This is a genomic window from Streptococcus porcorum, from assembly GCF_053203725.1.
Window position 1 is genome coordinate 106,780 of record NZ_JBRUDG010000002.1, and the last position, 11,684, is coordinate 118,463.

An 11,684-nucleotide genomic window follows, 5' to 3' on the forward strand; every position below is an offset into this window, starting at 1 on the left:
TTTTTGGTCTAGAGTTAAAAACAGATACAATATAGAAAGAGGAGAAGAATGGTCAAATTGATTGTTGGTCTGGGAAACCCAGGTGCTAAATATCATGAAACGAAACACAATGTTGGCTTTATGCTGGTAGATCAAGTTGCTAAAACTTTAAACTTATCTTTTAGCTTGGATAAAATTTTTAAAGCAGAGGTTGCGAGTGGTTTTTTTAATGGTGAAAAGATTTACCTAGTGAAACCAGTCACTTTTATGAATGAAAGTGGTATTGCAGTGAAAGCTTTATCAAGTTATTTTAATATTGCCATTGAAGATATGATTATCATCTATGATGATCTGGATATGGCTGTTGGTAAAATTCGTTTTCGTCAAAAAGGTTCAGCAGGTGGACATAATGGCATCAAGTCTATTATCAAACATCTTGGGACCCAAGAATTTGACCGTATTAAAATTGGTATTGGACGTCCCAAATCAGGGCAATCGGTGGTTAGTCATGTCTTAAGTACTTTTGACCAAGAGGATTATGCTAGTATTTTGGCGACTTTGGATCGAGTAGAATCGGCCCTTGATTTTTATCTGTCAACAGGTGATTTTGCGGCAACAATGCAGAAGTATAATGGGTAGTTATGAATATTATTGATTTATTTTCCAAGGATAAAAAAATTCAAGCTTGGCAAAAAGGGTTTGCACAAAACGAGCGCCACTTAGTGATGGGCTTATCAGGAAGTAGTCGTGCTCTAGCGATTGCTTCTGCCTTTCAAAAAAATGGCGGTAAGATTATTGTTGTTTTATCGAGCCAAAATGAAGCAGAGCAGTTGTTGGCAAATTTATCTGCGGTCTTGGATGACATCTTTTTGTATGATTTTTTTGCCGATGATATGGCAGCAGCTGAATTTATTTTTTCTTCATTTGATAAAAGTCAGTCCCGTTTACGCGCATTGGATTTTTTACTTGGAGATAAAGATGGAATTTTGGTGACCAGTTTTGTTGGGATGCGAGTATTACTGCCTTCCCCTGAAACTTATTCTACCTACCATTTACAACTACAAGTAGGTGAAGAAAAAGATTTAGAGAAACTGACTAAATTTTTATTGCGAAATGGCTATAGTTCGGTCAAACAAGTTCTTAGTCCAGGAGAGTTTAGCAGACGAGGGGATATTTTAGATATTTATGAACTCTCAAAAGATCAAGCTTATCGGATTGAATTTTTTGGTGATGAGATTGACGGTATTCGGACTTTTGATATTTCCTCTCAAAAGTCTCTTGAAAGTTTAGACAGCATTTCTCTCTCGCCTATTGACCCACAGGTCTTAACGGAGGCTGATTGGCAGCGTGGTTTAGAGTTTTTAAATCAGGCTATTCAGACGGCAAATAGTGAGCAGGAGCTTTATTTAAGGGAGCTTATTTCAACATTAGAGGCTGGTTATCGGCATAAGGATTTAGGACGGTTTTTATCTGTTTTTTATGAAAAAGAATGGACTTTGTTGGATTACTTACCTAAAGGGAGTTGTTTAGTCTTTGATGATTTTCAAAAACTGGTGGATAAACAAGCTAAATTTGAGCTTGAACTGGCTAACCTTTTAACAGAAGATTTACAACAAGGAAAAGCAGTCTCTCGTCTTTCTTATTTTGCAAATCCTTATCACAATTGGCGTTCCTATCAGCCAGCCACTTTCTTTTCAACTTTCCATAAGGGCTTGGGGAATTTAAAATTTGATGCGGTACACCACCTGACACAGTATGCCATGCAGGAATTTTTTAACCAAATTCCTTTGTTAGTTGATGAAGCGAAGAGGTACAAAAAAAATGGCTCTACAGTTTTGTTTCAGGTGGATTCTGATCAGTCTTCGGAACGGTTGAAAAAGCTGTTTGAAGAGTACGGATTTGAAGTTTTGATCACACAGGCAGATCAACTTCAAGAAGGTCAAATTCAGCTTTTTGTTGGTCATCTGTCAAATGGGTTTCATTTTGCCGACGGGCGTCTTGTCTTGATTACTGAAAAGGAGATTTTTCACCGTAAAGTCAAGCGTAAGCTTCGTCGCCAATCCATCAGTAATGCTGAGCGCTTGAAAGATTATAATGAGCTTTCTAAAGGAGATTATGTAGTCCATCAAGTGCATGGTATTGGGCAATTTCTAGGGATTGAGACACTTGAAGTTTCAGGGATTCATCGTGATTATGTAACCATTCAATATCAAAACTCTGATCGCATTTCTCTGCCTGTTGAGCAGATTGAAACTCTTTCTCGCTATGTAGCAAGTGATGGTAAAGTACCTAAGGTTAATAAGCTAAATGATGGGCGTTTCCAAAAAACAAAGCAAAAAGTAGCTAAACAGGTTGAGGATATTGCAGATGATCTGCTTAAACTTTATGCTGAGCGCCACCAACAAAAAGGGTTTGCTTTTTCACAAGACGATGAAGAGCAGGAGCGTTTTGATCAAGACTTTGCCTTTGTGGAAACTGATGACCAAATCCGCAGTATAGCAGAAATCAAAAAAGATATGGAAAAAGCTCGTCCAATGGACCGTCTCTTGGTAGGAGATGTTGGGTTTGGTAAGACTGAGGTGGCGATGCGAGCGGCATTTAAGGCCGTTAATGATGGTAAGCAGGTAGCTGTTTTGGTCCCTACAACAGTTCTTGCTCAACAGCATTATGAAAACTTTAAAAAACGATTTGAAGATTACGCTGTTGAAGTTGATGTCATGAGTCGTTTCAAGACAAAAAAGGAACAAGATGAGACGCTCGAAAAAACTAAAAAAGGGCGTGTAGATATTCTTATTGGGACGCATCGTTTATTGTCAAAAGATGTTATTTTTGCTGATTTGGGTTTAATTATTATTGACGAGGAACAACGCTTTGGTGTTAAACATAAGGAGCGTCTAAAAGAGTTAAAAACGAAGGTTGATGTGTTGACATTGACTGCAACACCTATTCCTCGTACCTTACATATGTCGATGTTAGGGATTCGTGACTTATCTGTTATTGAAACTCCTCCTACCAATCGTTATCCCGTTCAGACTTATGTTCTAGAGACGAATCTTGGGATGGTGAGAGAAGCTGTTTTACGTGAGATGGAGCGTGGGGGGCAAGTCTTCTATGTTTATAATAAGGTGGAGACCATTGAGCAAAAGGTGGTAGAATTAAAGGATCTGCTACCTGAGGCAGAGATTGGCTTTGTTCATGGCCAGATGGGAGAAATTCAGCTAGAAAATACCCTATTGGATTTTATCAATGGTGTGTATGACGTCTTGGTGGCAACAACTATTATTGAGACGGGAGTCGATATTTCCAATGTGAATACTCTCTTTATTGAAGATGCTGATCATATGGGCTTATCGACTTTGTATCAACTGAGAGGACGTGTTGGACGGAGTAATCGGATTGCCTATGCTTATTTGATGTATCGTCCAGACAAGGTACTAACAGAAGTTTCTGAAAAACGCTTGGAAGCTATTAAAGGGTTTACAGAGCTTGGTAGTGGTTTTAAAATTGCTATGAGGGACTTGTCTATTCGTGGTGCTGGTAATATCTTAGGGAGTGCTCAAAGTGGCTTTATTGATTCCGTTGGTTTTGAAATGTATTCACAATTGCTAGAAGAGGCTATTGCTAAAAAACAAGGGAAATCTCAGGTTCGCCAAAAAGGGAATGCGGAGTTGTTATTGCAAATTGATGCTTATATTCCAAGAGAGTATGTGGATGATGAACGTCAAAAAATTGAAATTTATAAACGCATTCGCTCCATTGAGACACGCCAAGATTATGAAGAGTTGCAAGATGAGTTAATAGATCGCTTTGGAGAGTATCCAGATCAAGTGGCTTATTTAATTGAAATCGGTCTTGTTAAGGCTTATCTGGATCAAGTGTTTGTTGAGATGGTGGAGAAAAAAGAAGGACAGTTATATGTTCGATTTGAAAAACGTTCGCAGACAATCTTTTTAACTCAAGACTATTTTGAGGCTTTATCAGCGACAGATTTGAAAGCTCGTATTAGTGAACATCAAGGAAAAATTGAGGTCATCTTTGATATCAGACGTCAAAAAGATTATGAGATTTTAGAGGAATTAGTCAAGTTTGGAGAAAAATTTGGAGAAATTAAAGCAAGAAAAGCACAGTTCAGTGAAGATAAAGGCTAGTTTATTTATTGTTATAAGTGGTCTCATCTCTAAGGTACTTGCAGCCTTATACCGTATTCCTTATCAAAATTTAGTTGGCGATCGTGGTTTCTATGCTTATCAACAACTTTATCCTATTTTAGCGATTATTTCGACCTTAGGCTTAGTTGGGCTTCCGAATTTAGTCTCAAGTTTATACCATAGTCGAAAAAAAATAAGTTTATCTAGTTTCTTTTTCATAGAAATTCTCTTTTCTGTTCTAGCTAGTCTCCTTTTTTTCGGTATGGGACCTTTTTTGGCTAAGCTGATGGAGGCTCCTTCTCTAGCTTTGGCTCTCCAGTTGATTGGGGTAAACTGGCTTTTTCTTCCCTTTATTTCTTTTTACCGTGGCTTAGCTCAAGCACAACAAGAGATGAAGTTAACAGCTGTTAGTCAGGTATTAGAGCAATTTGTTCGAGTTGGTGTGATTATCTTATCAGCTATTTTTTACCTTACTAAAGGACTTGATATCTATCAAACAGCTACTCTGGCTTCCTTAGGAAATAGTTTAGCTAGCTTGGTGGTACTAGGTTATCTACTTGCGGTGAGTCCGTATAAATTAAGGGATTATTTTGGGCAATGGAATTGGGATTGGTCCTTTTTAGGAACTTTAGGCTTGGAAAGTTTTAATTTCCTTCTTTTTTCAATTTATCTCTTATTATTTCAATTGGTCGATGCTTTTAGTGTGAAAAGTGCATTGGAAAATTCAGGTCTCTCAGCTTTAGATGCTGAGACAGCTAAAGGGATCTATGATCGAGGACAGCCTTTAATTCAGTTTGGATTGGTCTTTGCCACGGCTTTATTTACCTCGCAACTCCCTCATCTGACAAGGGCTTATCAAAAAGATAAAAAACGATATGTTAAAGAAAGTCAGTCATTCTATGATGTGATCGTTTACTTGAGTTTGACCCTAACCTGTGGCTTTTTGAGCCTTTTAACTCCAATAAATCAAGTCCTTTTTGAAGATCATTTAGGCGACAAAGCTCTAGCAATCTATACCAGCTTAATATTCTGGACCAGTTTGTTACAATTTTTCCATCAGAAGTATTTCATTGAGGGGAGAAGCCGCCAGGCCATTTGGTATTTAGTGATGGGCTTAGCATTGAAAATAGGACTCACTTATCCTCTCACCTACTTATTAGGACCAGTAGGAGCTTCCTTAGCAACGATTTTACCGTTTCTTATTCTTTTAGTTTTATTTTTGAAAAAAGCAGAGCTTAGTCAGGATTGGCGTTATAACTACAAATTTTGGTTAGGCTTAGTTATGATGGTACTTGTGGTAAAGATGTCTAATCAGTTATTACCTAGTGAAAGTCGTTTGGGTCTATTATTGAATGTTATGATATCAGGGCTGGGTGGAGCAAGTTTTTTCTTGTATTATTGTAAAGCTTGGCAGGTTTTTGAAGAGGACTTATGGGCTTTTCTACCAATTTCAAAAAAAAAGTGATAAAATATGAAAAAGAGTTTGAGGTGACGAGATGAGATTAGATAAATATTTAAAAGTATCGCGTATCATAAAACGTCGTCCTGTCGCTAAAGAAGTAGCAGACAAAGGACGTATCAAGGTGAACGGGGTGTTAGCAAAAAGTTCTACAGATTTAAAAGTCAACGATGAAGTTGAAATCCGTTTTGGCAATAAACTTTTGACTGTACGAGTCTTAGAAATGAAAGATAGCACTAAAAAAGAAGATGCTTTAAAAATGTACGATATCATTAGTGAAACAAGGATTGAAGTAGATGAAGAAGCCTAGTGTTGTTCAGTTAAATAATGACTATATTAACGATGAAAATACCAGACAGCGTTTTGAGGAAGAGGAAACACGACAAAAAAATCGTTTTATGGGGTGGGTTTTGATTTGTGTCATCCTACTTTTCATTCTTCCGATTTTTAATTTGGTTCAAAATTATAGTGCATTGCAAAAAAAAGAAGCTGAAATCACAAAATTGCAGACAGAATTTAAACAGTTGAAAAACGAAAGTAAAGTCAAGCAAGATTTTGCTAAAAAACTTAGTGATGAAGACTATGTTGCTAAATATGCGCGTGCCAAATACTATTTTTCAAAGACAGGAGAAACAATTTATCCCGAACCGGATTTATTACCGAAGTAATATGGAAAATTTACTAGAAAAAGTAACCTTATTTTTATCCTACTCAGACGATAAGTTAGAAGAGTTAAAACAAAAAAATCAAGCTCTACATTTAGAAGAGTCTGATATTGAGCGACAACAATGAGTTGGGTAGCTATTGTTTTATCCCTATACTTTAGTGTGTGGCCTTCTGTAGGGGATACTAGTTCAAAAAAGAATACTTTTCCCCTAGAAGAAATGATGCCCTTGGTGAAAAGTTTAGAAAATCCATTTTTTTCTTTTGACAAAATTCCTGCTAAACCTATCAGCACTCACTTAATAGTGACTTATAAAGATCAGGACCTAACACAGGAAAAAGACTATCTCCCTTCAAAAACAGTTTTGGATATAGTGATGTTGACTTATAATCAAAATGCGCAACCGATTTTTAAACTGTCAGATGGGAGTTATATCCTAGCCAGTAAACTAAATATTGTAGATAGCTCTTCGTTGCTAGCAGAGGAAACTCCAGAAGTTTACTGGGTTAAAGCAGATGCAAGTTATTATGAAGCCCCTTATACAACTGGTGTGAAGAAACGATCTGGGATTGATAAATCTTATCAGAAGGTTTCCATTACTGAAAAAGTCCAAACTCAATATGGTATTTATGCAAAAATAAGCGATAAAGTATGGGTACCAATAACAGATTTAAGCCAAACTGATCATCGGATGGAGGCAGTGCAACTTCTTTTAAATAAAAAGTACAATCAGTCTAATCTTTCGATCTATGTCAAGCAACTTCAGTCAGATGAGGTGGCAGAGATAAATGCTGATAAAAAAATGTATTCAGCTAGCATCAGTAAGCTTCCTATCTTATACTATACCCAAAGACAAATTACTAATGGGGAGTTACAGCCCACACAACAATATCAGTATATTGATGCTGTTAATGCTTTTTCATCTGCTTATAAACCTGAAGGAAGTACAGTCCTCCCTCATACTGCCAATCATCAAGATTATAGTATTGATGATTTGGAAAAAGCCGTGGCACAAGAGTCTGATAATGTTGCCAGTAATATGCTAGCTTATTATGTAACCCAGCAGTTTGATCCTACTTATACTAAAGTGATTGCTGCTGTCGTAGGGGAAACTTGGGATATGTCAAAACGAGAAGTATCTGCTAAGATGGCTGGTAAGATGATGGAAGCTCTTTATTATCAAGATGGCAAGATTATGGATTATTTGTCTCATACTGAGTTTGATAACCAGCGTATTGCAAAGGATATTTCAGATCGTGTGGCCCATAAGATTGGAGATGCTTATGATTATAAACACGATGTTGCAGTCGTTTATAGTGATTCTCCCTTTGTCTTATCCATTTTTACGAATGAATCTTCGTATGATGAGATAACACGTATTGCAAATGATATTTATAATATATTAAAATGATGGATAAAAAAGTTTTAAAAGAAGTTCAAGAGAAAAAAGAATTTAACCATCATGATAAGGTTTTAATTGCCTTATCAGGTGGTATAGATTCAATGAATCTCTTGGATTTTTTATATCGTTATAGAGATGATTTAGAGATTTGTTTAGGCTTGGCACATTTCAATCATAAACAACGACCAGAATCAGACAGAGAAGAAAGTGAATTGTCACAGCTAGCAAAAGAGTTAGGTTTACCCTTTTATACAGCTCATTTTGAAGGGAGATTTTCAGAAAGTCTGGCTAGAGATCAGCGGTATCAATTTTTTAAGAAAATTATGGAAACTGAAGGTTACACAGCCTTAGTGACGGCTCATCATCAGGATGATCAAGCAGAAACTGTTTTTATGCGTATTTTACGGGGGAGTCGTCTGAGACATTTAAAAGGTATGAAGCGGGTTCAGCCGTTTGCAAATGGTGAACTCATTAGACCCTTTTTATCTATCTCAAAATCAGAACTAGCTAACTTACCCCATTTTTATGATAGCAGTAATGCCACTTTGGACTATTTAAGAAATCGCATTCGAAATCTTTATCTACCAACACTTGAGAAAGAAAATCCTAAATTGAAACAGCAATTGCTCAATCTTTCCCATGAAGTTAGTTTATTGACTGAAGCACTAGATTCCTTATTAGCTAGTCATACGATAGAGGATATAGAATGGTTCCAAAAACAAACCTACCCTATCCAGTATTATCTTTTTCAAACTTATCTAGAGGCTATTCCAGACTTGCAGTTAACGAAAGCCCAATTTTATGATTTACTAACTATGCTACGAAGTGATAAGAATTATTATCTTCCCATCAAGCAAGATTATCACTTCATCAAAAATTATAGTCACTTCGAAATAAAAAAAATCAGTCCACAGACCGATAGCGTCAAACTTCCAGTTTTGTTAGACTATAAAAATAGTGTTCAGATTGGTTCTTATCTTTATTCTTACGGGACCCCGCTATCGCAAGTGGATAGTGTGATTTTACTGCCTTCTACGACACCAATCTTTATTAGGGAGAGAAAGGCAGGTGACAAAATTTTGCAAGGAGGAGTCTCCAAAAAGGTCAGACGATTGTTTATTGATGATAAGATTGCTTTGGAAGATAGGCAAAGGGCTCTTTTTTTAGAGCAAGATCATGAGCTGATGGCTATCTTGTTACCTGATAAAACTTATTTGAGAAAAGCAAGTAAAGATGATATAATGAAGGGTAAATTGTATATTCAAAAATTAGAAAATTGGTGAACAGTATGCTAGAACAAGATATCAAAAAGGTTCTATATTCAGAAGAGGACATTATTGCAAAGACCAAAGAATTAGGTCAAAAACTAACAGAAGATTATGCTGGAAAAAATCCACTTCTTGTAGGGGTTTTAAAAGGGTCTGTACCTTTTATGGCAGAGTTGATGAAACATATCGATACGCATGTTGAAATTGACTTTATGGTGGTATCTAGTTATCACGGAGGGACAACAAGTAGTGGAGAGGTTAAGATCTTAAAGGATGTTGATACCAATGTTGAAGGACGTGATGTTGTCTTCATTGAAGATATTATTGATACCGGACGTACATTGAAATATCTTCGTGATATGTTTAAATATCGCCAAGCTAAATCAGTGAAAATTGCTACCTTATTTGACAAGCCGGAAGGTCGTGTTGTAGAAATTGATGCAGATTATGTTTGTTATGACGTTCCAAACGAGTTTATTGTAGGATTCGGTTTGGATTATGCAGAAAACTATCGTAACCTTCCTTATGTCGGTGTACTTAAAGAAGAGGTTTACAAAAAATAAAAGTAAGGAAACGTAGTCATTAATATGAAAAATAATAAAAATAATGGCTTTGTCAAAAATTCATTCCTCTATATTGTTGTGATTATTTCTGTTATTACAGCATTTCAGTATTATTTTAGAGGAAGTAGTGTACAAAGTCAGAGAATCAGTTATTCAACTCTAGTCAAAGAGTTGAAAGCAGGTGATATCAAATCACTCACCTATCAACCTAATGGCAGTATTATAGAAGTTAGTGGGGAGTATAAAGAAGCTAAAACAGTCTCCAGCTCCAGTGATATCAAACTTTTTAGTACAAGCGATACTAAAGTAAAAAACTTTACGACGGTTGTTTTACCAAGTGATTCTTCCATCAAAAAGATTGAAGACTTAGCTGAGAGCAGCAGTGCTAAGGTAACTGTTAAACAAGAAAGTTCTAATCGCGCTTGGATTTCCTTTTTAGCTAGTTTTGTTCCTATGATTGTTGTCATGTTCTTCCTTATCATGATGATGAATCAAGGGGGTGGCGGTGCACGTGGTGCTATGAGCTTTGGACGAAATAAAGCTCGCGCAGCCAATAAGGGAGATGTTAAGGTCCGTTTCTCTGATGTAGCAGGTGCCGAGGAAGAAAAACAAGAACTGGTAGAGGTTGTTGACTTTTTACGCGATCCTAAAAAATATAAAGCTCTAGGTGCACGTATTCCAGCAGGTGTCCTTTTAGAAGGCCCTCCAGGAACAGGTAAAACTTTACTTGCTAAAGCAGTTGCAGGTGAAGCAGGCGTTCCTTTCTTTAGTATCTCTGGTTCAGACTTTGTTGAGATGTTTGTAGGGGTTGGAGCTAGTCGCGTGCGTTCACTTTTTGAAGATGCCAAAAAAGCAGAGCGTGCTATTATCTTTATCGATGAGATTGATGCTGTCGGTCGTCGTCGTGGTGCCGGTATGGGAGGCGGAAACGATGAGCGTGAACAAACTCTAAACCAACTCCTTATCGAGATGGACGGTTTTGAAGGCAATGAAAGTATCATTGTTATTGCTGCGACAAACCGTTCAGATGTTTTAGATCCAGCCCTTCTTCGTCCGGGACGTTTTGACCGTAAAGTCTTAGTTGGTCGTCCAGATGTTAAGGGACGTGAAGCTATTTTACGCGTGCATGCTAAGAATAAACCGTTAGCTGATGATGTGAATCTAAAAGTTGTGGCACAACAAACACCAGGTTTTGTTGGAGCTGATCTTGAGAATGTCTTAAACGAAGCGGCATTAGTTGCAGCGCGTCGTAATAAAAAAGTTATTGATGCCAGTGATATTGATGAGGCAGAAGATCGCGTGATTGCTGGCCCTTCTAAGAAAGATAAGACAATTTCGGAACGAGAACGTCAAATTGTTGCCTATCATGAAGCAGGACATACCATTGTTGGACTTGTACTATCTAATGCCCGTGAAGTTCATAAAGTGACGATTGTACCACGTGGTCGTGCAGGTGGCTACATGATTGCACTTCCTAAGGAAGATCAAAATCTTCTTTCAAAAGACGATATGAAAGAGCAATTGGCAGGCCTTATGGGAGGACGAGTTGCTGAGGAGATTATCTTTAATGTTCAGACAACAGGTGCTTCAAATGACTTTGAGCAAGCAACGCAGATGGCGCGTGCTATGGTGACAGAGTATGGTATGAGTGAGAAACTGGGACCAGTTCAATATGAAGGTAATCATTCAGTCTTTACTGGACAAGTTTCACCAGAAAAATCTTATTCTGCTCAGACTGCACTCCTTATTGATGAGGAAGTCCGTGATCTTTTAAATGAAGCACGTAATAAAGCAGCAGATATCATTAATAATAATCGCGAGACTCATAAATTAATTGCAGAAGCCCTTCTTGAGCATGAGACACTAGATGCAGCTCAAATCAAATCTATCTATGAAACAGGAAAAATGCCAGAACAAACAGAAGATGATGCAGAAGAAGCACATGCTTTATCTTATGATGAAATTAAAGAAAAGATGACAGAAAGCAATTCTGAAAATGATTAACATTTAAAATATTTGGCATATTAGACAAACCGTAGTCATTGCGGTTTGTCTCTTTTTATTTTTATTCAATTGTACCTTTGTCAATGATGTGAGACCTAAAATGTTATTTTGAAGCTATCCATTTGTTAAGCTTTACTAGGAGCTAGCTCCTAGTAAAGCTTTTCTGATATCGATAGGAGATTTCCATCCTAAAGTTT

10 protein-coding genes are annotated in these 11,684 nt (G+C 37.1%); all 10 read left to right on the forward strand.

All coding sequences use genetic code 11. The features are described from left to right. Positions 1-48: 48 nt before the first annotated feature. The 10 genes from pth to ftsH all read left to right on the forward strand — a co-directional run bounded on the left by pth (position 49) and on the right by ftsH (position 11,487). Positions 49-618, forward strand: a complete 570-nt coding sequence (gene pth, locus ACVRWY_RS01090; RefSeq protein ID WP_354367097.1) for an aminoacyl-tRNA hydrolase — start codon at positions 49-51, stop codon at positions 616-618. Between the two features lie 2 nt (positions 619-620). After that, entirely contained in the window at positions 621-4,127 is a 3,507-nt protein-coding gene (gene mfd / locus ACVRWY_RS01095; protein WP_354367095.1) for a transcription-repair coupling factor, read from the forward strand. After that, a complete protein-coding gene (locus ACVRWY_RS01100; RefSeq protein WP_354367093.1) occupies positions 4,078-5,592 on the forward strand; it encodes an oligosaccharide flippase family protein in 1,515 nt (504 codons plus the stop codon). The genes mfd and ACVRWY_RS01100 overlap by 50 nt, the downstream gene beginning before the upstream one ends. A 31-nt stretch (positions 5,593-5,623) precedes the next feature. Next, on the forward strand, positions 5,624-5,896 hold the full coding sequence (locus ACVRWY_RS01105; RefSeq protein ID WP_354367091.1) for an RNA-binding S4 domain-containing protein: 273 nt from the start codon (positions 5,624-5,626) through the stop codon (positions 5,894-5,896). Beyond that, positions 5,883-6,254 (forward strand): FtsB family cell division protein, encoded by a 372-nt coding sequence (locus tag ACVRWY_RS01110; protein ID WP_354367089.1) that lies wholly within the window; start codon positions 5,883-5,885, stop codon positions 6,252-6,254. The genes ACVRWY_RS01105 and ACVRWY_RS01110 overlap by 14 nt, the downstream gene beginning before the upstream one ends. 1 nt (position 6,255) lies before the next feature. Continuing rightward, the gene (locus tag ACVRWY_RS01115) at positions 6,256-6,378 is read left to right on the forward strand and encodes an SP_0009 family protein (RefSeq protein WP_354367088.1); all 123 of its coding nucleotides are present in this window, start codon (positions 6,256-6,258) and stop codon (positions 6,376-6,378) included. Positions 6,379-6,473: 95 nt separating this feature from the next. Continuing rightward, on the forward strand, positions 6,474-7,661 hold the full coding sequence (locus ACVRWY_RS01120) for a serine hydrolase (RefSeq protein WP_354367086.1): 1,188 nt from the start codon (positions 6,474-6,476) through the stop codon (positions 7,659-7,661). Beyond that, the gene (gene tilS / locus ACVRWY_RS01125; protein ID WP_354367084.1) at positions 7,658-8,935 is read left to right on the forward strand and encodes a tRNA lysidine(34) synthetase TilS; all 1,278 of its coding nucleotides are present in this window, start codon (positions 7,658-7,660) and stop codon (positions 8,933-8,935) included. The genes ACVRWY_RS01120 and tilS overlap by 4 nt, the downstream gene beginning before the upstream one ends. A 5-nt stretch (positions 8,936-8,940) precedes the next feature. Then, positions 8,941-9,483, forward strand: coding sequence for a hypoxanthine phosphoribosyltransferase (gene hpt / locus ACVRWY_RS01130; RefSeq protein WP_354367082.1), 543 nt, complete (start codon positions 8,941-8,943; stop codon positions 9,481-9,483). A 24-nt stretch (positions 9,484-9,507) separates the two neighbouring features. Beyond that, complete coding sequence (gene ftsH, locus ACVRWY_RS01135; RefSeq protein ID WP_354367080.1) at positions 9,508-11,487, forward strand: ATP-dependent zinc metalloprotease FtsH; 1,980 nt, start codon at positions 9,508-9,510, stop codon at positions 11,485-11,487. Positions 11,488-11,684 lie beyond the last annotated feature (197 nt).